20 protein-coding genes and 2 tRNA genes are annotated in these 22,159 nt (G+C 72.3%); 9 read left to right on the top strand and 13 right to left on the bottom strand.

The window, feature by feature from the left end:
• Positions 1–14: 14 nt before the first annotated feature.
• On the top strand, positions 15–1,067 hold the full coding sequence (locus HS048_RS13270) for a hypothetical protein (RefSeq protein ID WP_196467098.1): 1,053 nt from the start codon (positions 15–17) through the stop codon (positions 1,065–1,067).
• 55 nt (positions 1,068–1,122) lie between these two features.
• A complete protein-coding gene (locus HS048_RS13265; protein WP_196467097.1) occupies positions 1,123–1,329 on the top strand; it encodes a hypothetical protein in 207 nt (68 codons plus the stop codon).
• A 290-nt stretch (positions 1,330–1,619) separates the two neighbouring features.
• On the opposite strand, the gene HS048_RS13260 is transcribed toward HS048_RS13265, so the two are convergent.
• The 3 genes from HS048_RS13260 to HS048_RS13250 all read right to left on the bottom strand — a co-directional run bounded on the left by HS048_RS13260 (position 1,620) and on the right by HS048_RS13250 (position 2,799).
• Positions 1,620–1,976 (bottom strand): hypothetical protein, encoded by a 357-nt coding sequence (locus HS048_RS13260; protein ID WP_196467096.1) that lies wholly within the window; start codon positions 1,974–1,976, stop codon positions 1,620–1,622.
• Positions 1,973–2,434: a hypothetical protein gene (locus HS048_RS13255; RefSeq protein WP_196467095.1), complete on the bottom strand. Its 462-nt coding sequence runs from the start codon at positions 2,432–2,434 to the stop codon at positions 1,973–1,975. The genes HS048_RS13260 and HS048_RS13255 overlap by 4 nt, the downstream gene beginning before the upstream one ends.
• 291 nt (positions 2,435–2,725) lie before the next feature.
• Positions 2,726–2,799: transfer RNA gene (locus HS048_RS13250), tRNA-Ile, on the bottom strand.
• A 150-nt stretch (positions 2,800–2,949) separates the two neighbouring features.
• On the opposite strand from HS048_RS13250, the gene galK reads away from it, so the two are divergent.
• On the top strand, positions 2,950–4,071 hold the full coding sequence (galK, locus tag HS048_RS13245) for a galactokinase (RefSeq protein ID WP_196467094.1): 1,122 nt from the start codon (positions 2,950–2,952) through the stop codon (positions 4,069–4,071).
• A gap of 19 nt (positions 4,072–4,090) precedes the next feature.
• On the opposite strand, the gene HS048_RS13240 is transcribed toward galK, so the two are convergent.
• Entirely contained in the window at positions 4,091–4,816 is a 726-nt protein-coding gene (locus HS048_RS13240) for a FadR/GntR family transcriptional regulator (protein ID WP_068896835.1), read from the bottom strand.
• A 179-nt stretch (positions 4,817–4,995) separates the two neighbouring features.
• Between HS048_RS13240 and HS048_RS13235 the strand changes: the two genes are divergently transcribed.
• Positions 4,996–6,330: a 2-isopropylmalate synthase gene (locus tag HS048_RS13235; RefSeq protein WP_307832456.1), complete on the top strand. Its 1,335-nt coding sequence runs from the start codon at positions 4,996–4,998 to the stop codon at positions 6,328–6,330.
• Positions 6,331–6,434: 104 nt separating this feature from the next.
• The gene (locus HS048_RS13230) at positions 6,435–6,935 is read left to right on the top strand and encodes a DUF402 domain-containing protein (protein ID WP_068896836.1); all 501 of its coding nucleotides are present in this window, start codon (positions 6,435–6,437) and stop codon (positions 6,933–6,935) included.
• A gap of 273 nt (positions 6,936–7,208) precedes the next feature.
• On the opposite strand, the gene HS048_RS13225 is transcribed toward HS048_RS13230, so the two are convergent.
• On the bottom strand, positions 7,209–7,742 hold the full coding sequence (locus HS048_RS13225; protein ID WP_196467093.1) for a MarR family winged helix-turn-helix transcriptional regulator: 534 nt from the start codon (positions 7,740–7,742) through the stop codon (positions 7,209–7,211).
• 70 nt (positions 7,743–7,812) lie between these two features.
• Between HS048_RS13225 and HS048_RS13220 the strand changes: the two genes are divergently transcribed.
• Both HS048_RS13220 and HS048_RS13215 read left to right on the top strand, forming a co-directional pair.
• A complete protein-coding gene (locus HS048_RS13220) occupies positions 7,813–9,042 on the top strand; it encodes an MFS transporter (RefSeq protein ID WP_196467092.1) in 1,230 nt (409 codons plus the stop codon).
• 377 nt (positions 9,043–9,419) lie between these two features.
• The gene (locus HS048_RS13215) at positions 9,420–11,300 is read left to right on the top strand and encodes an ABC transporter ATP-binding protein (RefSeq protein WP_068896839.1); all 1,881 of its coding nucleotides are present in this window, start codon (positions 9,420–9,422) and stop codon (positions 11,298–11,300) included.
• A 38-nt stretch (positions 11,301–11,338) separates the two neighbouring features.
• Here HS048_RS13215 and HS048_RS13210 read toward each other — a convergent pair whose 3' ends face one another.
• From HS048_RS13210 to HS048_RS13200, 3 genes are all read right to left on the bottom strand, one after another.
• A complete protein-coding gene (locus HS048_RS13210) occupies positions 11,339–12,112 on the bottom strand; it encodes an enoyl-CoA hydratase-related protein (RefSeq protein WP_068896840.1) in 774 nt (257 codons plus the stop codon).
• 117 nt (positions 12,113–12,229) lie between these two features.
• Entirely contained in the window at positions 12,230–13,396 is a 1,167-nt protein-coding gene (locus HS048_RS13205) for a nitric oxide synthase oxygenase (protein ID WP_307832455.1), read from the bottom strand.
• A 411-nt stretch (positions 13,397–13,807) separates the two neighbouring features.
• A tRNA-Asn gene (locus tag HS048_RS13200) sits at positions 13,808–13,883 on the bottom strand.
• A 166-nt stretch (positions 13,884–14,049) separates the two neighbouring features.
• On the opposite strand from HS048_RS13200, the gene HS048_RS13195 reads away from it, so the two are divergent.
• Positions 14,050–14,334 carry a YtxH domain-containing protein gene (locus tag HS048_RS13195; RefSeq protein ID WP_068897077.1) on the top strand — a complete coding sequence of 95 codons (285 nt, stop codon included), beginning with the start codon at positions 14,050–14,052 and terminating at the stop codon, positions 14,332–14,334.
• Positions 14,335–14,481: 147 nt separating this feature from the next.
• On the opposite strand, the gene HS048_RS13190 is transcribed toward HS048_RS13195, so the two are convergent.
• The 5 genes from HS048_RS13190 to dnaG form a co-directional block, all read right to left on the bottom strand.
• A complete protein-coding gene (locus tag HS048_RS13190; RefSeq protein WP_068896842.1) occupies positions 14,482–14,943 on the bottom strand; it encodes a hypothetical protein in 462 nt (153 codons plus the stop codon).
• Positions 14,940–16,247, bottom strand: coding sequence for a hypothetical protein (locus HS048_RS13185; RefSeq protein ID WP_196467091.1), 1,308 nt, complete (start codon positions 16,245–16,247; stop codon positions 14,940–14,942). The genes HS048_RS13190 and HS048_RS13185 overlap by 4 nt, the downstream gene beginning before the upstream one ends.
• A gap of 24 nt (positions 16,248–16,271) precedes the next feature.
• Positions 16,272–17,474, bottom strand: a complete 1,203-nt coding sequence (gene efeB / locus HS048_RS13180) for an iron uptake transporter deferrochelatase/peroxidase subunit (protein ID WP_068896844.1) — start codon at positions 17,472–17,474, stop codon at positions 16,272–16,274.
• Positions 17,475–17,809: 335 nt separating this feature from the next.
• Complete coding sequence (gene rpoD, locus HS048_RS13175) at positions 17,810–18,913, bottom strand: RNA polymerase sigma factor RpoD (RefSeq protein WP_231647298.1); 1,104 nt, start codon at positions 18,911–18,913, stop codon at positions 17,810–17,812.
• Positions 18,914–19,098: 185 nt separating this feature from the next.
• Complete coding sequence (gene dnaG, locus HS048_RS13170) at positions 19,099–20,991, bottom strand: DNA primase (protein WP_068896846.1); 1,893 nt, start codon at positions 20,989–20,991, stop codon at positions 19,099–19,101.
• 277 nt (positions 20,992–21,268) lie between these two features.
• Here dnaG and HS048_RS13165 point away from each other — a divergent pair, with 277 nt between their 5' ends.
• Complete coding sequence (locus HS048_RS13165; RefSeq protein ID WP_068897078.1) at positions 21,269–22,153, top strand: M23 family metallopeptidase; 885 nt, start codon at positions 21,269–21,271, stop codon at positions 22,151–22,153.
• The last annotated feature ends 6 nt before the right edge of the window (positions 22,154–22,159 follow it).

Here is a 22,159-nt window from a genome sequence, read left to right as displayed (position 1 = left end):
GTAGAACGATCACGATGTATTTCGCCGTCTTCGCGGGACTGCTTCTCACCGGTCTCATCGTGTTCGCCCCGCTTCCATCCTGGGTGTGGGCGGCGCTCGCCGCGGTGGTCGGCGCCGGCCTCCTCATCGTGAGACACCTCAGTCGCGGGACGCATGCCGCTTCTCCGACGGAGCCGACGTACTTCCTCCCGCCACCAGTGGAGAACCGGGAGCATCGGGTCGTCGACGTCGCTCTGCCGAGCCGGGAGGAGGATTACGACTTCCTCTTCTCGGCGACGGTGCGCTGGTCTCCCCTCGGCGGAACGACGGGCGAGGAGGGTGCCAACCTCGGCAGCCTGGCGGTCGACGCGATCTTGGCACGCGCCATGGCCATCACGAGGAACCGGCCTCCGGGGAGAGCCTCGCTCGTCCAGCACGAACTGAACGGTGTGCTGGGCACGATGCAACCGGATGCCGCGGAACGTGTGCGGGCGATGGCCGAGTCGGTCGTGCTCACCCTCTCCGATCACGACCGGCAGCGGCTGGACAAACTCGCAGAGATACGCAAGCAGAAGGCCGTCTGGGAGCACGAGAGGACCTACGAACAGAGCAGGCGGGAGTACCTGGGGAAGGACGTGCTGAAGGACCCCGGTAGCGCCGTGGTCTGGTGGCTCGCCAGGAACGACGACCAAGTGGAGAAGGTGGTGCAGGATCTAGGCATCCTCGCCCAGGTCTCCTCCGCCGCGAACAACCAGGAGGTTCCCGATCATTTTCGCCATTTGCCCCAGTGGCCGTCCTCCCCTCGGCCAGCGGACGACGGCGAGCCGGGCACATCCGGCTCGAGGTGCGACCCTTCCGCCGCCGACCTCTTCGCGGCCTTCTTACAGTCCGCTGACTTCCCGGACGGCGACCCGCAGCGTGCCCTGTTCAGCAGGCAGGTGGCCGAATGCCTCACCAAGTACGGAAAGCAGGGCATCGCCGACGACCTGGTACACAGATTCGACGCGCCTGACGAGTTCATGCCCGATGACGAGGCGCCTCCCTCCGGCAGGCCCGGCGAGGGACCACCGGTCGGCGATCTCGGATGAGCCGCATCGCGGCGTTCACCATGTCGACCCTGACGACGTTTCTCGGAGGTGGGTTGTGGAAGCAGAGCTTGCCGCACTGGCGGGTTCGGGAGCAGCGACGCTGATCGAGTTGATGGTCACGGCTTCCTGGACACAGGCGAAGGAAAGACTTACGCGCTTCTTCGCCGGCAAACACGCGGCAGAAGACCTGCTCCGCGAGCTGGACATCTCCCACGGCGAGGTCATGGCCGCCTGTGACGCGCGACGGCGGCATGACGACTGACGTGGAGGCCCAATGGCGGCTCCGGCTGCGTCGTCTGCTGCTGTCCGACCCCGTTACGGCCGCCGAACTGCTGCGCCTGCTCGGCGCTTTGGACTCGGAGCTGTGCGCCCCGCGAACGAACACCGTGCGCAACGTCGTCAACGGAGGCGTGCAGTTCGGTCCGGTGATCCAGCCGGGAAGGATCTCGGGATTGGCCCTCCAACACGCCGCCTGTGCTGCCCCTGGAGGAACGAGCCGCCCATCTCGAAGCAGACTGATACGGATCCGGAGCGGCGCGTCCTGCGGGGGTTTCAGGCATCGGTGTCCTTGGGATGCCGGGGTGAGGCGTAGACGAGATGGACGATCCGCCGGGGCTCGTCGACCAGGTAGCGCACACGGCCGCCCGCGGTGACCTCGTACTCCCACTGCGGGTATTCACGGCCGCCCAGCGTCCCGGTCGCGAGACGGCCGCGCAGCCGGTGCTGCCGGTCCGGGTCCTCCTGCGACAGCGGATCGGTGCGCAGCGCCTCGAAACACCGCCGGGTATTCCCCGGCACCTCAGCGCACAGATCGATCCAGCCCTTGGCCGCCTCACTGGTGGCGAACCGCAGATGCCACTCGTCACCGACCGGCGGCGGTGCCACGGCATCACCGCGTTTGGGGATCACGGCGCGGTCACCTCGCCGTGATCCTCCTCCGGCAGCGGACGGGTGAGCTGCGCGGTCAGTGCGGGGTCGGCCAGGATGCGGGCGGTGGCGCGCCATTCGACGATGACCCGGTGCAGGGTGGCGTGGACGTCCAGGTCGACCGCGTCTCGCGTGGCGTCGACGAGTTCCCGGACGAACTCACGCCTCTCGTCCGCAGACAGGTGCCGCACCCAGGGGAAGACCGCGGGCAGGGCGTGCAGGACGGCGCGCATACCCTCGTCGCTCGCCAGCAGTGCGGCGATCATGCGAGCCGCCACGTCCGCCGTCTCCTCGCGCTGGCGGTCGTGCCGAGCCGTGGAGATGAACAGGTCCTCTCCGTCACGGCGCTTGACGTGCACGCGGTGGAACCGGTCGATGGTCTCGGCCACCTGCTTGGAGTGCTTCGACAGGTCGGAGAACGGGACGGTCGGCATGGCCATACCGCACCATACTTCGGAACACGTTCCGAAGTAAAGCACGTCCGGCCAGGCTCCCACACCCCGGACCGGTGGCCCCGCTAAGCCAGGAAGCATGCCTGGCGTGGCACCCAAAGCCCCGCACCGCCCCGGAGCGACTCATCCTCAGCACGAGCGGACGCCCTTGCAAACGATTCACTTCCTCGGCAAGTCACCCACACCATGTTGCCCACCGAACGAAGAATTGCGCCCACCAGGCGACGAACCGGGCACGGAAACGATCGACGGAACGGCATCGCCGCAGGTCGTGAGGGGTAGGGCGGGCGGGACTCGAACCCGCGACCCAGGGATTATGAGTCCCCTGCTCTAACCGGCTGAGCTACCGCCCCTCGCGCAAGCCGTACCGACGCATTCAACCAAAGGTCCGCCCCGTTCGCACATCCACCGGGCGGACGGGTCCAAGATGTGACCTTGATCCGGTGGGAGCACCGGCCGGGGTCGCTAAGGTACGGTGAGGCCGTGTTGAGGAGTGTTGGAACATGAGGGTTGTTGAGGCTTTCCGGGAGTCCTTCGGCGCCGAGCCGCACGGAGTCTGGCACGCGCCGGGACGGGTCAACCTGATCGGTGAGCACACCGACTACAACGGCGGGTTCGTGCTGCCGTTCGCCGTGCCGTGGGGGGTCACCGCCGCGGTCTCGCCCCGCCAGGACGGCCTCGTCCGCCTCCGCTCCCTCCAGGCGGCCGGGCCCGCGGTCACCGTCGAGGACCTGCGGCAGGCCGAGGGCTGGACCCGGTACGTCGTCGGAGTGGTCTGGGCGCTGCGGGAGGCCGGGCACCCGGTGCGGGGCGCGGACATCGTGATCGACGGGGACGTGCCCCGGGGCGCGGGGCTGTCGTCGAGCGCCGCGCTGGAGGTGGCGGTCGGCCTCGCACTCGACGAGCTGTACGGCCTCGGCCTGTCCCGGATGGAGATCGCACTGGCCGCGCAGAAGGCCGAGAACGACTTCGTCGGCATGCCCTGCGGGATCATGGACCAGGCGGCGTCGGCCCTCGGCGAGGAGGGCAAGGCCCTCTTCCTGGACTGCCGGACGCTGGGGACCCGGGCCATCCCGTTCGACCTCGCCGCGCACGGTCTCCGGCTGCTGATCATCAACACCGGGGTCCACCATGAGCTCGCCGACGGCCAGTACGCCCGGAGGCGGCAGGACTGCGAGAGCGCCGCCGCCCGGCTGGGCGTGGACACGCTGCGCGACGTCACCGACCTGGCCGGGGCGCTGGCGCTGCTGTCCGGGGACGAACGCAGGCGCGTGCAGCACGTGGTGACCGAGAACCACCGGGTGGAGGCGGTCGTCGGGCTGCTGCGCGCCGGGGCCGTGAGCGAGATCGGGGCACTGCTGAACGCCTCGCACCTGTCGCTGCGCGACCAGTTCGAGGTGTCGTGCCCGGAGCTGGACGTGGCCGTGGAGGCCGCGATCCGGGGCAGGGCCCGGGGAGCGCGGATGACCGGCGGCGGGTTCGGCGGTTCGGCGATCGCGCTGGTCGCCGACGACCGGGTGGAGGCGGTGCGGGACTCGGTGCTGCTGGCCTACGCCGAGCGCGGCTGGGCCCCGCCGGAGGTCTACCCCGCGACCCCGGCCGCCGGCGCCCGCCGCCTGACCTGACCGGGAACAGCCCCGGCGCCTACGGCCCGGCGGTCCCGCTGGCCCCGGTGGTCCGCGCCGCTTCGTGCAGCAGCGCCATCGTGTGGTCCAGCTCGTCCTGGAGCGTACGGCAGGCCGCCTCGGCGTCTCCCCGTTCGACGGCCCCGACCAGGGCGGCATGGGTGTCGTCACCCGGGTTGCCGTCCCCGTGCCGGAGGCCGAGGAGGTTCACCAGATCGATCAGCCCCCGCCGGAGCGCGGGGACGAACTCGGCGAACAGGTCGGTGAGCACGGGGTTGTGCGCGGACGCCACCACCGCGGCGTGCAGGGCGATGTCGGCGTCCACGAAGGCGGCGTCGTCGCCCGCGGCGGCGGCGCGCCGGGCGGCCAGCGCCTCGTGGAGGGCCGCGATGTCGGCGTCGGTCCTCCGCTCGGCGGCCAGCCGGGCGGCCTGCACCTCGACGAGCGTGCGCACCTCGTAGACGTGGACGACGGCGGCGCGGCGGAGCCGGGCGGGCCAGTCCTCGGCGGGTTCGGTGGCCACGACGAAGACCCCCGCACCCTGCCGTGCCCGCACCAGCCCGGCTCCGGCCAGGGCGCGGACGGCCTCGCGCACGGTGGAGCGGCCCACCCCGAGGTCCTTCGCCAGGGTGGTCTCGCCGGGCAGCCGGGTGCCGACCGGCCACTCCCCCGAGGTGATCTGGTCGCGCAGGCGGCGGGTGGCCTGGTCGACCAGGGAACTGGGGCGGAGCGCGCCGAGGGACATTTCTACCTCTCAGGTTGTCTGAGGAGCTGAGGTGTGCTTAGCATATCGGCATGTCGCTGCGCTGTCTCCTTCTCGGCCGCCGCGGCGGGGTCTGATCCGACCGGCGCCCCGCCGCGGGATGCCGTGCCGCCGGTCGGCTCCCGAACGACCGAGAACCGAGCGACCGGAGGACGGCCGAGATGAACCCGCGACTGAACCCGCAGCGCCCCAGCGGCATGCCGTACCAGAAGTATCTGCCCGCCCATGAGCGGGTCGAGATCCCCCTGACCGACCGCACCTGGCCCGCCCGCAGGATCACCCAGGCCCCGCTCTGGGTCTCCGAGGACCTGCGCGACGGCAACCAGGCACTGGCCGAGCCGATGGACACCCCCCGCAAACGCCGCATGTTCGACCTGCTGGTCGGGATGGGGTTCAAGGAGATCGTGGTCGGCTTCCCCGCGGCCAGCCGGACCGACTTCGGCTTCGTCCGGCATCTGGTGCGCAGCGGAGCGGTGCCCGAGGACGTGACGGTCTCGGTCCTCACGGCCGCCCGCGCGGACCTGATCGAGCAGACGTTCGCCGCCGTCGAAGGACTGCCCAGGGCCATCGTCCACCTCTACACTCCGACCGCCCCCGTCTGGCGCGAGGTGGTGCTCGGCCGCGGGCGGGCCGAGGTGCACGCCATGATCAGGGACGCCGCCACGCGCATGGCCCGGCTGGCGGGCGAGGGCGTCCGGTTCGAGTTCTCGCCGGAGGTGTTCAACCTGACCGAACCGGACTTCGTGCTGGAGGTCTGCAACGGCCTCACCGAGCTCTGGGACGCCTCCCCCGACCGGCCGGTCGTCCACAACCTGCCGGCCACCGTGGAGATCGCCTCCCCGAACGTCTACGCCGACCAGATCGAGTACATGCACCGCAACCTGGAGCGCCGCGGGTCGGTCGTGCTCTCCGTCCACCCGCACAACGACCGGGGCACCGGGGCGGCCTGCGCCGAGCTGGCCATGCTCGCGGGCGCGCAACGGGTGGAGGGATGCCTGTTCGGCAACGGCGAGCGCACCGGGAACGTCGACCTGGTCACCCTCGCACTCAACCTGTACTCCCAGGGCGTGGACCCGATGCTGGACTTCTCCGACATCGACCGCGTCCGCCGCACCGTGGAGGAGTGCATCCGGATCCCGGTCCACCCCCGGCACCCCTACGGCGGCGACCTCGTCTACACCGCCTTCTCCGGCACCCATCAGGACGCCATCGGCAAGGGCCTGGCCCGCGCCGGCCGGGACGCCCACTGGTCCGTGCCGTACCTTCCGATCGACCCCTCCGACGTGGGGCGCAGCTACGAGGCGGTGATCCGGGTCAACAGCCAGTCGGGCCGGGGCGGCGTCGCCTACCTGCTCCGCGAGCACTACGGGCTGGAGCTGCCGGAGGAGCGGCGGGCCGACTTCGCCCGCGTCGTCCAGGCCGCGGCCGACGACAGCGGCCGGGAGCTGACGCCGGAGGACCTGTGGAAGCTCTACGCCACCGCCTACCGGGACTGACACGCGGGACGGCGGCGGCGAGCGGCGTCCGGGACGGATCGCGCCCCTCCGGGCGAGGCGCGATCCGCCGGATCCCGGAGCGGCCGGAGGACTAGGGTCGGGACATGCCCTTCGAAACCGTGAACGTCACCTATCGGAAGTACGACGGCTCCCTGCACTGGCACCACACCGCCCTGCTCCTCGGGGAGGACGAGCACGGGGTCTGGACCGGCTGCGTCGCGGGCACCCTCGGCCGCAAGGGCTCCGAGCCCCCGATCGCGTGGGAGCACCCGTTCGTGCTCCTCTTCCCCCGCGACGCCTGGTGGACCGCCCTGTTCAACGCCGAGCCGGACAGGACCGAGATCTACTGCGACATCACCACGGTGCCCGAGTGGCGCGACGGCGAGGTCACCATGGTCGACCTGGACCTCGACGTGATCCGCAAGCGCGACGGCCGGATCTTCCTCGACGACGAGGACGAGTTCGCCGAGCACCAGGTCCGCTACGCCTATCCCCCGGAGGTCATCGCCAACGCCCGCGCCACGGCCGACCACCTGATGGAGGCCGTCACCGCCTTCACCGCCCCCTTCGCGACCCCGCCCCACTGGCTGTCCCACGTCGTCTGATCCCTGAGCCTCGCCTGGTCACCGTCCCCCGCCGCCCGGATCCTCCGTACCACGGGAGGTCCGCCGCGGGGTGGGAGAGACGCCCACGGTCCGCCCGACGCACCGAACGGCTCGCGCCGGGCGGGCCGGGCGGGCCAGATGGACCGGGCAGACCGGGCCATGAGCGCCCGGCACGCGGGAAACGGAGCACGGACACGGGACACGCCGACCGCGGCGGCCCGGAACGCGGCCGCATCCACCGGGTCAGCATGCAGCGGGTCAGCATGCAGCGGGTCAGCGTGCAGCGGGCCAGTCGGGCATGAGCGGCGGGCCGTCCGCCTCGATCCCGGCCACCACTTTCCTGAGCAGGGCCGCCAGCGCCTCCTGCTCGCCGTCGTCGAGCACGGCCAGCATCCGGTCCTCCGTCTCGCCCCTCCGGTCCATCACCGCCTCCCATCGCTCCCGCCCCAGACCGGTGAGGGTGACGAGCAGGCGGCGCCGGTCGCCCGGATCGTGCTCCCGGGCGATGTATCCCGCCTGCTCCAGCCGGTCGAGGCGGCTGGTCATCGTGGCGGGGTGGGTGTCCAGCCACTCGGCCAGCGCCGTCGGCGCCACCCGGTACGGCGCGCCCGCCGCGACCAGCCGGTGGAGCACCTCGAACTCCCAGTACTTCAGCCCCGTGCCGAGCAGACCCGACTCCTTGTCCCGCTTCATCCGCCGCACGAGCATCTGCAGGCGCGTGATGATCCCCTCGGTCCGGGGGTCGAGGTCGGGCAACTCCCGCGACCAGTGCGCGATGTGCCGATCGATGGAGTCCGGTTCCGCCATGCGCCCAGCCTAGCGACCACGTCAGTTAATACGACTAGATATATTTTGATTTCGTAGTAATGTTCTCGCCGTGACTCCCCTCCGCGACCCCCGCTTCCGCCTGCTCTGGACCGGCCAGGCCCTGTCCCACCTCGGCGACGCGGTCACCCCCGTGGCCCTCGCCCTGGCGATCGTCACCGCGACCGGTTCCGCCACCGATCTCGGGCTGGTACTGGCCGCCCAGTCCGTCGCCGCGGTGGCGCTGATGCTGCCCGGCGGCGTCTGGGCCGACCGCCTCCCCCGCCAGCGGGTGATGCTGGCCGCCGACCTCGTCCGCGCGCTGACCCACGCCCTCATGGGCGCCGAGCTGATCACCGGCACCGTCGACGTCGCCCACCTCGCGGCGCTGGCCGCCGTCTCCGGGGCGGCCTCCGCCTTCTTCCTGCCCGCCACCACCGGCCTGGTGCCCGCGACCGTCGACCCCGAGCACCTGCCCCGCGCCAACGCGCTGATGTCGATCGCCGCCCGCGGTTCCATGCTGCTCGGCCCGGGGATCGCGACCGCGCTGGCGCTGACCGCGGGGCCGGGCTGGGCGCTCCTCCTGGACGCCGCGACGTTCGCGGTCAGCGCGGTACTGCTGGCCCGCCTGCGACCGGCGCCGCCCCCGCCCGTGCCGCAGGAGCGGTTCGGCAGGCAGCTCGCCGACGGCTGGGCGGAGCTGCGCCGGCACCGCTGGTACTGGACCAACCTGGCCGGCCACGCCCTGTGGAACCTCGGCCGCTGCGCGCTGATCACCATCGGCCCGGCGGTCGCCGTCGCCCACCTGGGCGGTGAGCTGGCCTGGGGGATGATCGCGCAGGGCGGCACGGCCGGCGCGTTCTGCGGCGCGCTGCTGGCGCTCCGGTTCAGGCCGCGCAGGCCGCTGGTGGCCGCCAACCTGGCCCTCGCGCTGGGCGCGCCGCCGTTCGTGCTGCTCGCCGCCGGAGCGCCCGCGCCGGTCGTCGCGGCGGCCTACGGGCTGATGGTCGGCGGACTGGCGTTCATGTCGCCCCTGTGGGAGACGGCCGTGCAGGAGCACATCCCGGCCGAGGCGCTCTCCCGGGTGTCCGCCTACGACTGGCTGCTCTCCCTGGGGCTGACCCCGCTCGGCATGGCCCTGGCCGGGCCGCTGGCCGCCGCGGCGGGCACGGCCCCCACCCTGTACGGCGCCGCGGCCCTGATCGCGACCTCCTGCCTGGGCGTGCTGCTCCTGCCCGACGTCCGGAACCTCGGCCGGACCGTGCCGGACGACCGGACGGCGCGGGTCCCCGCGGCGGCGTAGCGGCCCGGAGCGGGGCGGGAGCCACGGCGGGGCGGGAGCCCGGCCCGGTGGAAACACCCTCCATCGGACCGGACCGGCAGAGGCGTCCTCCACCGGGCCGAGCCGATGGAGGCGTCTCGCCTCACGCGCTTGATCTCAACTTTAGTTGAGGTTCTAGGGTCGCCTCATGGCCCCAGGAGGGCCCACGGCTTCTACGGACGAGGGACTGTCATGAGGGAACACGGCGCGATCCCGCGTCACGGATCCGGGCCCACCGGCCCCGCGGCCGTCCTGGCGCCCGCACCCACGGGCACGGGCACGAACACGGGCACAGGAACGGACACGGGCACCAGCACGAGCGCGGGGACGGGCACGGGCACGGGCGGCGGTGGTCCCCGATGAGCATGGAGATGACCGCCTGGAACGCGCTGTACCGGACGATGAACGCCCAGGAGGAGCGGCGCCCGTTCTCGGTGGCCACGCTGCGGCGGATCGGCGCCTTCGCCCGGCCGCACCGGCGCCGCCTGGCCGTTTTCCTGCTGCTCAGCGTGGTGACGGCCGTCCTGACGGTGGCCACGCCGGTGCTCGCGGGTGACGCAGTCGGCGCGATCGTCGCGGGCGAGCCACTGGACGTCGTCGTCGGACTCGCCGCGCTCATCGCCGCCATCGCGGTGGCGGAGGCCGGGCTCGGGCTGCTGACCCGGTGGCTGTCGGCGGGCATCGGCGAGGGCCTGATCCTCGACCTGCGCACCGCCGTCTTCGACCACGTGCAGCGCATGCCGATCGCCTTCTTCACCAGGACCCGGACCGGTGCCCTGGTCAGCCGGTTGAACAACGACGTCATCGGCGCGCAGCGGGCCTTCACCGACACCCTGTCCACGGTGGCGGGCAACCTGGTGACGCTCGTACTCACGCTGGCCGTGATGGTCCGGCTCTCCTGGCAGATCACCCTGCTCGCGCTGGTACTGCTCCCGGTGTTCGTGCTGCCCGCGCGGCGGATGGGCGCCCGGCTGGCCCGGCTCCGGCTGGAGGCGGCCGGGCACAACGCGGCGATGGGCACACAGATGGTGGAGCGGTTCTCCGCGCCCGGTGCGACGCTCGTCAAGCTCTTCGGCCGCCCGGCGCGGGAGTCGGCCGAGTTCGCCGCGCGGGCCCGGCGGGTACGCGACATCGGGGTACGCACGGCGATGGTGCAGTCGGCGTTCGTCACCGCGCTGACGCTGGTCTCGGCGCTGGCACTGGCGCTCGTCTACGGCCTCGGCGGCTTCTACGCGCTGCGCGGGCGGTTGGACGCGGGCTCCGTCGTCGCACTCGCGCTGCTGATCACCCGTCTGTACGCGCCGCTGACCGCGCTGGCCGGGGCCCGGGTGGACGTGATGAGCGCGCTGGTGAGCTTCGAGCGGGTCTTCGAGGTGCTGGACCTCCAGCCTCTGATCGCCGACCGGCCGGACGCCCGGCGGGTGCCCGACGGGCCCGTCTCGGTGGAGTTCGACGAGGTGCGTTTCGGCTACCCGTCGGCGGACCGGGTCTCACTCGCCTCCCTGGAGGAGGTGGCGGTCCTCGACGGCCGCGACGCCACCGAGGTGCTGCACGGGATCTCCTTCCGCGCCGAGCCCGGACAGCTCGTCGCCCTGGTGGGCTCGTCCGGCGCGGGCAAGTCGACCATCGCGCAGCTGCTGCCGCGCCTGTACGACGCCGACGGCGGCGCCGTACGGCTGGCGGGGGTGGACGTGCGGGAGCTGTCGGCCGACTCGATCCGCGAGACGGTCGGGATGGTGACCCAGGACGGGCACCTGTTCCACGAGTCGATCCGGGAGAACCTGCTGCTGGCGCGGCCGGAGGCGGACGAGGAGGAGCTCTGGGAGGCGCTGCGCCGCGCCAGGCTCGGAGAGCTCGTCGCCGCGCTCCCCGACGGGCTGGACACGGTAGTGGGCGAGCGCGGCTACCGGCTCTCCGGCGGCGAGCGCCAGCGGCTGACGATCGCGCGGCTGCTGCTGGCCCGCCCCCGGGTGGTGATCCTCGACGAGGCCACCGCGCACCTGGACGCCACCTCGGAGGCGGCGGTGCAGGCGGCGCTGGGCGAGGCGCTGGACGGGCGGACGGCGCTGGTGATCGCGCACCGGCTCTCCACGATCATGGCCGCCGACCTCATCCTGGTGGTCGAGGACGGGCGGATCGTGGAGCGCGGCACACACGCCGAACTGCTCGCCGCCGGGGGCCGCTACGAGGAGCTGTACCGGACCCAGTTCGACGAGCCGTCCGCGGTCGGAGCCGCCTGAGCCCGCCGCCCGCGGCCCCGGGCCGCACGGCGGCCCCGCTACAGCGGCGGGAAGCGGGGCTCGCGGCGCTCCAGGAAGCTGGCGACGCCCTCGGCGAAGTCCGGGCGGCCGAAGGAGTCGGCCATCAGCCGCCGGGCCGCGGTCTCCGCCGCCTCCAGGGTGGTGTTCCAGTCGCCCCAGATCTGGCGCTTCATCACCGACATCGAGGCCGGCGAACTGTGCACCGCCAGCTCGCGGGCGTACGCGGCGACCTCCTCCAGGAGGTTCTCCCCGGGCACCGACCGGGCCGCCAGGCCGAGCCCGGCGGCCTCCGCCCCGGTGAAGGTCCGGCCCGACAGCAGCAGGTCCATGGCCCTGCCCTGGCCGATCAGCCGGGGCAGGATCCAGGACAGCCCGTACTCCGCGATCAGCCCGCGCCGCGCGAAGGCGGTGGTCCACTTGGCCTCCGCGGCGGTGAAGACCAGGTCGCAGACCAGGGCGTGGACCATGCCGAGCCCGGCGCAGGCGCCGTTGACCGCGGCGATGACGGGCTTGCCGACGGTGGTCGGGAAGGTGTGGGGGCGCGGGTCCGGCTCCTCGGCGTAGGAGCCGTCCTGGATGGCGTTGAGCGTCTGGAAGTCGGCTCCGGCGCAGAACCCCCTCCCGGCACCGGTGACGACGATCACCCGGACCTCCGGGTCCTTCTCGGCCTCGGCCAGGAGGTCGAAGTAGCGCCGGCCCATCGCGTCGGTCCAGGCGTTGAGCCGGTCCGGCCGGTTGAAGGTCAGGGTCAGCACGCCCCGGTCGATCGACGACAGCACCAGATCCAGCATTCTCCGCCCCTTCCTCCGAACCACAGAATAACGTTCTACACCGTTTCCCCCTCCGGGGACAGCGGCGCCCCCCCTCCTGCGGGATCCGCGCCGGTCACCGGCCCGGAACCACGCCGGTCACCAGCCCGGTGCGGCGCCGCGGCCCAGCCCCCGTTCCAGCGAGTCGGGGTGGTGCACGAACGCCGGGGACAGCTGCAGGTCGGTGTAGTAGCGGTGGAAGACCGGGGTGGCCGAGCCCGAGATCGGCGGAACGATCCAGCTCCAGTCCGCCGGGCAGGCCCGGCCCGCCTTCTCCTCCCGCTCCAGGTGGATCAGGAAGCGCCGCGCCTCGGTGTGGTGGTCGGTCATCGTCACCCCCGCCCGCTCGAAGGAGTGCAGCACCGCGACGTTCAGCTCCACCAGCGCGTGGTCGCGCCAGAGCGAGCGGTCGTTGCCGGTGTCCAGGCCCATCCGCCGGGCCACGGCCGCCAGCATGCCGTAGCGGTCCTCGTCGGCCAGGTTCCGCGCGCCGATCTCGGTCCCCATGTACCAACCGTTGAACGGCGCCGCCCGGTAGCAGATCCCGCCGATCTCCAGGCACATGTTCGAGATCGCCGGTACGGCGTGCCAGCGCAGCCCGAACTCCTCGAACCAAGGGTAGGACGGATGGGACAGGGGCACCTCCAGCACCGCGTCGCCGGGGATCTCCGACAGCAGCGGCGGCCCTCCCCCCACCGAGACCGCCAGCGGGAGCACGTCGAACGGCGTGCCGGGACCGCCCTGCCAGCCGAGCTTGCGGAGCATGGTGGTGAAGGCGGCGTACCGGGGGTCGCCGACGACCGAGCCGTCGTCCAGTTCGTACCCGGCGTACCGGATCAGCTGCTCGTTCCAGATCCTCGGCCCCGGCGCACCGGGGCGGTCCGGGGCGAAGACCGTGATCGTCGGGCGGATCCGGCGGCCGGGCGCCGCGTCCCGCAGGTGCTCGACGCACTCCACCGCCACGCCCTCCGGACTGCTCACGTGCCTGCGGTCGCGGACGCGCAACGACCTCCAGTAGAGCCGCCCGATGCACCTGCCGCTGTTGCGCCAGGCCACCCTGGCCCCGAAGACCAGCTCGCCGGGCGTGTGCGTGTAGGTCCCCGTTCTCGCTATCTCGGCCCGCACCTCGCGCAGCCGCGGCTCCACCGGCCCCGCGGCGGGGTTCTCCGCGTGGAACAGCCTCAGGTAATCCTCCGCGGCCGCCGTGTCGGCGTGCGGCACCGCGCGCTCCGGCGCGGGCTCGTGGGGAACTCGGACGTCGTGCACCGGCTCCGGCGCACGACGCCGGGACCTCCGCCAGGTCAGCACTGAACCAACCACCCATGTGTGACTCACGGGCACGGCGGCCGTTTCCGGGCGGCCCTGTGCCCTGCGCGCAGTGGCCCTTCCCCACTGCGACCGCTGTGGTCCGCGGCGACCGCGCCCCGCGCCGTCGCGTGGCCCGCCTCGCTGGACGCGGGCCCCGGCGTGATCGCCGAACGCGGTCGGTGGCCGTGCCCACCGACGTGACCGAACAGCTGATCACTCGCGTGGTCACGGTGACGCGTTCACGGCGACGCAGAGTGCGGCGTCCATCATTTTCTGTGATTCACCGTGATTTGTCCCCCGAACGGAGACAGCGGGAGCGGGAAAAACAGCAGGAGGCCCCGGGAGCGGTGCTCCCGGGGCCTCCTGAGGTGGCTCCCGCGATAGGACTCGAACCTATAACCTGCCGGTTAACAGCCGGCTGCTCTGCCGATTGAGCTACACGGGATCGCGCTCTGCGCCTTGTGAGCCGGGGTTTTTCTCCCTGCTCCCTGCGGCGCATGAATAGATTAGCGCACTCCGGGAGTGCGTGTCGCATCGACGGCTCGGGGTAGGTGCGGGAGGAATCGCGATCCGTGGGTAGGGTCCGGCTGAGCACGCCTGTGGAGGTGGAGATGCGTTATCGGATGATGTTCTGCGCGGGTCTGGCGGTGGGCTACGTCCTTGGTAGCCGGGCCGGCCGGGAGCGTTACGAGCAGATCAAGCGGATGGCCCAGCGGGTGACCGACAACCCGTCCGTGCAGGAGGCCGCCGGCCTGGTCGGCGCCCAGGTCTCCAAGGTGACCACCATGGCCAAGGAGCAGGTGGCCGGCCGCCTGCCCCACTCCGGTGCGGACGAGGCGCACGACGGGAGCGGGACCGGCTGGCCGGAGGAGGCCAGGACCGGCTCGCCCTACTGACCGCACCGCCGGCCGCGTCCCCTGGACGGCGCGCGGCCGGCGCGGTCGCCCCGGGGGAGCGCCGGACCCGGTCGGATCCCGAAGACGTCCTCCGGCGCCGGGCGTCAGACCGGTGACGTCCGAGACTCCCGGGGAGCGCCGCCCCGGTCAGATCCCGAAGCTCCGGCGGGCCCCCTCCAGCGCCTGCTCCGCCAGGGCCCGCAGGCCCGGATCGCTCCCGTCGAGGCCCGCGTCGAACCCGAGGTCCCAGACCGCCTCTCCGTCCTCCCCGCGCCGGGCCACGAGCCTCACTCCCCCGCGCGCGTCCAGCGGCACGTACTGGCTGACCAGGATCGAGGAGACCACCCGCTCCCGCACCGCCTCCGGGACCCGTCCCGGCTCGGGCAGCGGCACCCGGTGCTCCCGCCCGTCCGTGGTGACGACCGTCAGCCCCTCCTCGCCCCAGAGGCCGCGGTCGATCCCGGACCACGGCAGCCGCGTCTCCCCCAGGTAGAGCGCCCGGTCCGTGGCGATCACGTAGCCGTCCGGCCCCTGGGCGTAGGTCAGGACCCGGTCGGGCGGGACGACGGCGGCGCGGACCTCTGCGGGCGTGCGGTGAAAGAGCCTCATGCCTCCACGCTATCCGCGAGCAGGTCGAGGGTGAGCGCGGCCGACCAGGAGAAGTCCCGGCCGCCCCGGCCGCTGCCGTCGAAGGGGTCGAAGCACTCGCGGAAGCCCGACTGCCGTACCAGGCGGAGGGTCGCCGCGCCCAGCCGGCGGGCCAGGTCGTCCCGGCCGTGCAGCGCCGCCGCCCGCCGCAGCAGCCAGTTGGTGTTCACCCAGGACGGTCCCCGCCAGTAGCGGGAGCGGTCGAACCGGGAGGCGCGGATCTCGCAGCTCGGCACCGGATATCCGGCGGCGCCCATGAAGCGCGCCGACTCCAGCACGCCCACCAGCTCCGCCACCCGGTCCGAGGGCATCCCGGGGTCGAGCATCGGGCCGAAGCCGCCGACCGTGCAGACGGGGATCAGCCGCCCGGCGCACAGGTCGCGCGCCTGGAACGCGCCTCCGCTCCACAGGCGTTCCAGCAGCGCCGCCCGGATCCGCTCGGCGGCCTCGCCGTACGGCCTCGGGTCCGCTCCGGCCACCGGGGCCAGTTCGGCGAGCGCGTGGCAGGAGGCCAGCCAGATGCCGTTGAACATCGGGTCCTCGACCGCGAAGGGATGGTCCTGGCGCAGGTAGGCCCCGTCGTATCCGGAGTCGCGGTAGCGCAGGGCCAGCCAGACGTAGCGGTCGTGGTGGTCGCCGGGGTGCCGGTCGGAGGACTCCCCCGGCGGGCGGGCGTCGCGGGCCCCGGCGAGCGCCTCCAGCGGGTCGTCCCAGGCCGGGCTGTCGTCCATCCCCGACTCCCAGGGATGGACGATCGCGGCCAGCCCGCCCCCGCCCAGGTCCCTGCAGGCGGTCAGGTAGTCGTGCTGGGCCGCCAGCATCGGGTGGAGCCGCCGGACGAGCGCGTCGGCCTCCTCCCGGTCCGCCGTGTCGCGGGTGTGGCGCCACACCCGCCACGCGGCGAGCGCCTGCATCGGCGGCTGGGTCAGCCCCGAGGTGGGCACCCCCCTCGGGGCCGCCGGGTGGCCGGCGGAGCGCCAGACGGACGGGCCGGGGAAGTAGGACTCGGCCAGAGCCGGGCGGAAGACGATGTGCGGCACCATGCCGGTGCCCCACTGCCCGGTCAGCAGGCTGAGCAGCTCCTCCCCGGCCCGGCGGGGATCCCGCCTGGCCAGCCCGAGCGCGACGAAGGTGGAGTCCCAGTTCCACTGGTGCGGATACAGGCCGGGCGCGGGCACGGTGGCCGTGCCCGTCCGGTTCGCCTCGAGCACGGACCACGCCTCGCGCTCGAGCGCGGCGTCGTCTATGGCCGGCCGCGCTTCCATCTGCCCAGTTTGCGCCCGTATCTCCTAAGAAAACAGTGCCTCGCCCCAGAATGACCCGGGCCTCACCCCGCCGGGACAGGCCCAGATGCCCGATCCGACGTGCTGGATGAACGCGTTGAGGCTGTCCCGGGCCGACAGTGACCGCTGGAGCTTGACGAACCCCTCCTCCGGGTCGCGCTGGTAGGCGATGAAGAACAGGCCCGCGTCCAGCCGCCCCTGGCCGTCGGTGCCGTCGGTGTAGGAGTAGCCCCGGCGCAGGATCCTGGATCCGCCGTTCGAGTCGGGGTGGGCCAGCCGCACGTGGGAGGCGGGCGGGAGCGCGTGGATCCGCACCGGGTCGAACTCGCGGGTGCCTCCGTACGGGGCGCCCGTCCGCTTGTACCGGCCGATGACGTCCTCCTGCTGCTTCAACGGGGTCCGGTCCCAGATGTCGAGGTGCATCCGGATCCGCCGGGTGACGAGGTAGGACCCGCCCTCCATCCAGCCGGGCCCCTCCTCCCCCACCCAGACGTGCCGGTTCAGCTTGGAGCGGTCGTCCATGGCGATGTTGTTGGTGCCGTCCTTGAACCCCATCAGGTTGCGCGGGGTCTTCTCCTCCGGCGTGGTCGAGGCGGTCCTGCCGAACCCGATCTGCGACCACCGCAGCGACGCCTTGCCGGCCGCGATCCGCGCCAGGTTCCGTACGGCGTGCACCGCCACCTGCGGGTCGTCGGCGCACGCCTGCACGCAGACGTCGCCGCCGCTGCGGGCCGGGTCGAGCCGGTCGCCCCGGAAGGGCGGGAGCTCCCTCAGCCGGTCCGGCGCCGGCAGGTTCAGCCTGGTGAAGAAGGAGGGGCCGAAGCCGACCGTCAGCGTGAGCCGCGAGGCGTGCATCTCCAGGGTCTCCCCGGTGTCGTCCGGCGGGGCCAGCGCCCTGCCGGTCGCCCCGCGACCGATCTCCTCCGCCGCGGTCATCCGGACCGCCGCCGCCGTCCAGGCCTTCATCAGCCCCGCCGCCTCCGCCGGCGACCGGGTGCCGAGGTCGAAGGAGGCGAAGTGCAGGCGCTCCTGGACGGGCGTGGCGATCCCCGCCTGGTGGAGTCCGTGGAAGGGGATCGATCCACCGGACGCGGCGGCCGAGGCAGACTCGGGCTTCCCGAGCTGTACCAGCCCGGCACCGGCCGCGGCACCGGCGCCCATCGCCAGTCCCGTACCGGTCAGAAGCCTGCGACGGCTGAGGTCGGTCATATGTTCCTCCACTCCTTCTCGATGAGAAGATCGGGTGTTCCGGGTGCGGAGATCAGCCTGCTGCACCCGTGGCCTGGTCGGAGAGAGGCTCGGCCAGCGCGTTAACCGCGTCAGCGGGTTCCTTGACCTGCTCCATGGACAACCCCTCGCCGGAGCCGGAACCGGCCCCGCCGCCCCGGCACACCGGGGCCGCAGGGCCGCAGGGCCGCAGGTCGACAACGCGGCGGTTCCGCGGGGCGGCGCACCCCGCCGGCGGCGCGGCCGCGGACCCCTCCCACGGCGAGGACCCCGGAGCACGCTCCGGGGTCCTCGGTCCGATCTCCTCGACCGGGAGGTCAGTCGAGGTAGTCGCGCAGGATCTGCGCCCGCGTCGGGTGGCGCAGTTTCGCCAGGGTCTTGGACTCGATCTGGCGGATGCGCTCGCGGGTCACCCCGAACTCCCTGCCGACCTCCTCCAGCGTCCGGGGATGCCCGTCGGCGAGCCCGAAGCGCAACTGGATGATGCGCTGCTCGCGCTCCGACAGCGTCGCGAGGATCTCCTCGAGCTGGTCCTGCAGCATGATGAAGGCCGCGGCCTCCATCGGCACCACCGCGTCGGCGTCCTCGATGAAGTCGCCGAGGTCGGAGTCCTCCTCGCCGATCGGCGACTGGAGCGAGACCGGCTCCTGGGCGATGCGCTGGATCTCGATCACCCGCTCGATCGGGAGGTCCATCTCCAGCGCGATCTCCTCCGGCGCGGGCTCGCGGCCGAGGTCCTGGTGGAGCTGGCGCTGGACCCGGACCAGCTTGTTGATCGTCTCGACCATGTGCACCGGGATGCGAATCGTGCGCGCCTGGTCGGCGATGGCCCTGGTGATCGCCTGCCGAATCCACCACGTGGCATATGTGGAGAACTTGTAGCCTTTGGTGTAGTCGAATTTCTCGACCGCCCGGATGAGACCGAGGTTGCCTTCCTGGATCAGATCCAGGAACAGCATTCCGCGCCCCACATAACGCTTGGCGATCGACACGACCAGCCGCAGGTTGGCCTCGATCAGCCGCTGCTTGGCCCGCGTGCCCTCCCAGACGAGGTCTCCCAGCTCGGGGAAGGCCAGCCGGGAGGCGATGGCGGCCAGCTTCTCCTCGGCGAACAGCCCCGCCTCGATGGACTTGGCGAGCTCCACCTCCTCCTCCGCCGTGAGCAGCGGCACCCGCCCGATCTCCCGCAGGTAGATGCGGACCAGGTCACTGGTCGGCGCTCGTTTCCCGACATCCTCCTCATCGGACTTGGGGGTCTCCTCCTCGCTCTGGGGCTCGAGGACCTCCACTCCGTTCTCGGCGAGCATCCGCACGACGCGCTCCAGCGCGTCGGACGGCAGCTCGGATTTGTCGAGGGCTGCGGCGACGTCATCGACCGTGACGCTTCCGCGCTCTCTTCCTTTCGCGACGAGGTCGGCCACCTGGTCTACCGAAGGCGGCCCGCTTGGCAGCACCGATGCACCCACGGGAGACAGTCTGCTGTATTAGTCACCTGAAACGGCAGGCCTATTTTTGTCACCGGAGGTAAGGTCTCAATCATTATCGGATCGAGACCTTATTCGGGTTTGGCCGAATGAGCGTCAGGAAATTAAAGCTGATTACGTGATCAGCTTCCGGCGGCCTGCTCCCGCAGCACGCGCCGCCGGCGCTCCAGCTCGTTCAGCTCCGCGAACAGCCGGCGGTACTCCTCCGGCCCGCCGGCCAGGTCGGTCCGCTCCAGCTGCGACTTCACCTGCTCGATCGCCCGCGACACCGTGATGCCCTCCAGCGCGGCGACCAGGTCCGAGGCGTACCGCTGCTCGTTCGCCAGGTCCGCGCGGAGCTCCTCCACGGCCAGCCGGGTGACCGTCCCGCGCAGGTCCTCGCCCGCGAGGGCGAGCAGGCGGTCCACCCACTCGCGTCCGCCCGCGCCGCCGGCCGCGGTGCCCCCGGCCTCCATGACCAGCCTGTGCAGCGCGACGTGCTCGGGCCGGGTGAAGGCCTCCGCGCCGATCGCGTCGAACCGGTCGCCGAGCAGCGACGGGCGCTGCACGGCCAGCTTCAGCACCTCGGCCTCGATCCGCACCCCGGGGTCGGTCAGGTCGGCGACCCGCCTCGGCCCCTGACCGCCCGGCCCGCCCTCGCGCGCCCTCCCCGAGGCGGCGCCCCTGGGGTCCCTGGAGTCCTTGGCGGCCATGGCCACCTCGGCGATCCGGTCCATCACGAACCGCTCGTTGTTGAAGCCGAGCCAGCGGTCCAGGTCCACCCCGTAGAGCTGGCGCAGCGCCCGGTCCCTGATGCCCGCCACGATCGGCGCGGCGGCGTCCAGCGCGGCCAGCCGCCCCTCGTTGGTGCTCATGTCGTGGCGGGAGATCACGCTGCGGATGGCGAACGCGAACAGCGGCTGCCGGCTCGCCACCAGGTCGCGGACCGCCGCGTCGCCCTTGGTGACCCGCAGGTCGCACGGGTCGAGCCCGTCGGGCTGCACGGCCACGTAGGTCTGGGTGGCGAACTTCTGCTCGTCGGCGAAGGCGCGCAGCGCCGCCTTCTGCCCGGCCGAGTCGCCGTCGAAGGTGAAGACCACCTCGCCCTGCGCCCCGGTGTGGTCCAGCAGCAGCCGCCGCAGCACCTTGATGTGCTCGGCGCCGAACGCGGTGCCGCAGGTGGCCACGGCCGTCGTCACGCCCGCCAGGTGGCAGGCCATCACGTCGGTGTAGCCCTCGACGATCACTGCCCGGGACTGCTTGGAGATCTCCCGCTTGGCCAGGTCGACGCCGTAGAGGACCTCGCTCTTGCGGTAGAGCGGGCTCTCCGGCGTGTTGAGGTATTTGGGGCCGTCCTCGGCGTCGTTCAGCTTGCGCGCACCGAACCCGATCACGTCGCCGGTGATGTCGCGGATCGGCCAGACCAGCCGCCCCCGGAAGCGGTCGATCGGCCCCCTGCGCCCCTCCTTGGCCAGCCCGCCCTTGACCAGCTCGGCGGCGGTGAACCCGCGGGCCAGGAGGTGCCGCGTCAGCGCCTCCCACCCGGCGGGCGCGTAGCCGACCCCGAAGCGCTCGGCGTCGACCCGCTCGAAGCCGCGCTCCGACAGGAACCTCCGGCCCGGCGCGGCCTCCGGGTCGGCCAGCTTGGCCGCGTAGAACTCCGCGGCCGCCCGGTGCGCCTCGATCAGCCTGCTGCGCTCGCCCTGCTCCCGCCCGGGGACGTAGCCGCCCTGCTCGTAGCGGAGCTGGATGCCGGCCCGCTGCGCCAGCCGCTCCACGGCCTCGCCGAACGACAGGTGCTCCATCCGGCGCACGAAGGTGATGACGTCGCCGCCCTCGGAGCAGCCGAAGCAGTAGTAGTAGCCGCGGGCGGGGGTGACGTTGAAGGAGGGGCTCTTCTCCTCGTGGAAGGGGCAGAGTCCCTTCAGGTTGCCGCCGCCGGCGTTGCGGAGCTGGATGTGCTCGCCCACGACGTCGGCGATCGGTGAGCGCTCCCGCACGAGCGCGATGTCCTCATCACTGATCCGGCCTGCCACGCCGCGAGTCTAGTCCGGCGCTCCGACAGCTCAGGCGGCGCCGGACCGGCCTGCGGACCATCCCCCCGCGGGCCTGCCCGACCGGCCGGCGGACCGACCTGCGGACCGCCCCCGGACGGCGCCCGGCGGGCCTGCCGGACCGGCCTGCGGGCCCGAGCGGTGCCGGAGATCGCCGGGAAGCGACCCCAAAGCGACTTTCCCGAACGGGTCGTGGTCGATGATGAGGTCCGTTACAAAGGTAACGGCCGATTCTGGATAACTTATGCGGGTGGACATCATGAGATCGGGGCACATAACACGACTGGCCGCCGTGGCGGGCGCCGTCCTCGTCACCGGGGCCTGCGCGTCTCCGGCCGGGGTGGCGGGTGTCAGCACGGTGCCTCCGCCCTCTGCGGAGCTGGTCTCGGCCCCGGACTCGGTGACCGCGACGATCCCGCCGCCGGTGGCCGAGACCGGCTCCGCGACGCCCTCGCCGTCCCCGGTGGCCGTGCGGCCGCCCCAGGGCGAGGAGCCCGTCCCGGTGCCCCCGCCGAAGGTCTCGGAGTTCACCTACACCTTCCCCGTGCAGGGTTGCGAGGCCACCTACCAGCGCAAGCTGCTGGTGCTGCCCAAGACCACGATCTGGGCGGGCAAGGGCTGCTCGTTCGTCTCCCCGGTGGACGGCGTGGTCCACGAGGTCAACATCAAGAACCGGTGGAAGCCCTCCACCGACCGGGGCCAGGACCGCGAGGGCCGGTTCGTCACGGTCGCCGGGGAGGACGGCGTGCTCTACCTGGGCGGCCACCTCGACTCGGTCGCGCCGGGGATCGCACCCGGCACCCGGGTCAAGACCGGGCAGGTGCTCGGGCAGATCGGCAACTCCGGCAACGCCCGCGACACCGCCAGCAACCTCTACTTCGCCATCTCCTGGAAGACCGAGCCCTCCGTGTGGTGGGTGCGGCGGGGCATGGTCAAGCCCTGGAACTACCTGGACGCCTGGCTGAAGGGGAACCGCACCCTGTCCCCCGCCGACGAGACGCGGGCCCTCATGAAGCGGACCGGTCGGACGCCCGCGTGCGCGATCCTGTGCACGTCCAAGCCGGAGCCCACCCCCACGCCCACCAGGAAGCCGCGCAAGAAGCCGGTGGAGGAGAGCAGGCAGGTCACCACCCTGAACGGGTGACGCTCC

The sequence above is a fragment of the Planomonospora sp. ID91781 genome (assembly GCF_015711595.1).
In the GTDB taxonomy this organism is placed as follows: Bacteria; Actinomycetota; Actinomycetes; order Streptosporangiales; family Streptosporangiaceae; genus Planomonospora; species Planomonospora parontospora.
This window is presented reverse-complemented; position numbering and strand designations above follow the sequence as displayed.

Bases quoted from the DNA above. Each gene is read 5' to 3' on its own strand.
- HS048_RS13195 (WP_068897077.1), top strand. From the start codon at position 14,050: ATGCGTTATCGGATGATGTTCTGCGCGGGTCTGGCGGTGGGCTACGTC.
- efeB (WP_068896844.1), bottom strand. From the start codon at position 17,474: ATGACCGACCTCAGCCGTCGCAGGCTTCTGACCGGTACGGGACTGGCG.
- HS048_RS13255 (WP_196467095.1), bottom strand. From the start codon at position 2,434: ATGGCCATGCCGACCGTCCCGTTCTCCGACCTGTCGAAGCACTCCAAG.
- HS048_RS13190 (WP_068896842.1), bottom strand. From the start codon at position 14,943: ATGAGGCTCTTTCACCGCACGCCCGCAGAGGTCCGCGCCGCCGTCGTC.
- HS048_RS13270 (WP_196467098.1), top strand. From the start codon at position 15: ATGTATTTCGCCGTCTTCGCGGGACTGCTTCTCACCGGTCTCATCGTG.
- HS048_RS13185 (WP_196467091.1), bottom strand. From the start codon at position 16,247: ATGGAAGCGCGGCCGGCCATAGACGACGCCGCGCTCGAGCGCGAGGCG.
- HS048_RS13210 (WP_068896840.1), bottom strand. From the start codon at position 12,112: ATGCTGGATCTGGTGCTGTCGTCGATCGACCGGGGCGTGCTGACCCTG.
- HS048_RS13165 (WP_068897078.1), top strand. From the start codon at position 21,269: ATGAGATCGGGGCACATAACACGACTGGCCGCCGTGGCGGGCGCCGTC.
- HS048_RS13215 (WP_068896839.1), top strand. From the start codon at position 9,420: ATGAGCATGGAGATGACCGCCTGGAACGCGCTGTACCGGACGATGAAC.
- HS048_RS13240 (WP_068896835.1), bottom strand. From the start codon at position 4,816: ATGTCCCTCGGCGCGCTCCGCCCCAGTTCCCTGGTCGACCAGGCCACC.
- galK (WP_196467094.1), top strand. From the start codon at position 2,950: ATGAGGGTTGTTGAGGCTTTCCGGGAGTCCTTCGGCGCCGAGCCGCAC.
- HS048_RS13235 (WP_307832456.1), top strand. From the start codon at position 4,996: ATGAACCCGCGACTGAACCCGCAGCGCCCCAGCGGCATGCCGTACCAG.
- HS048_RS13230 (WP_068896836.1), top strand. From the start codon at position 6,435: ATGCCCTTCGAAACCGTGAACGTCACCTATCGGAAGTACGACGGCTCC.
- HS048_RS13225 (WP_196467093.1), bottom strand. From the start codon at position 7,742: ATGGCGGAACCGGACTCCATCGATCGGCACATCGCGCACTGGTCGCGG.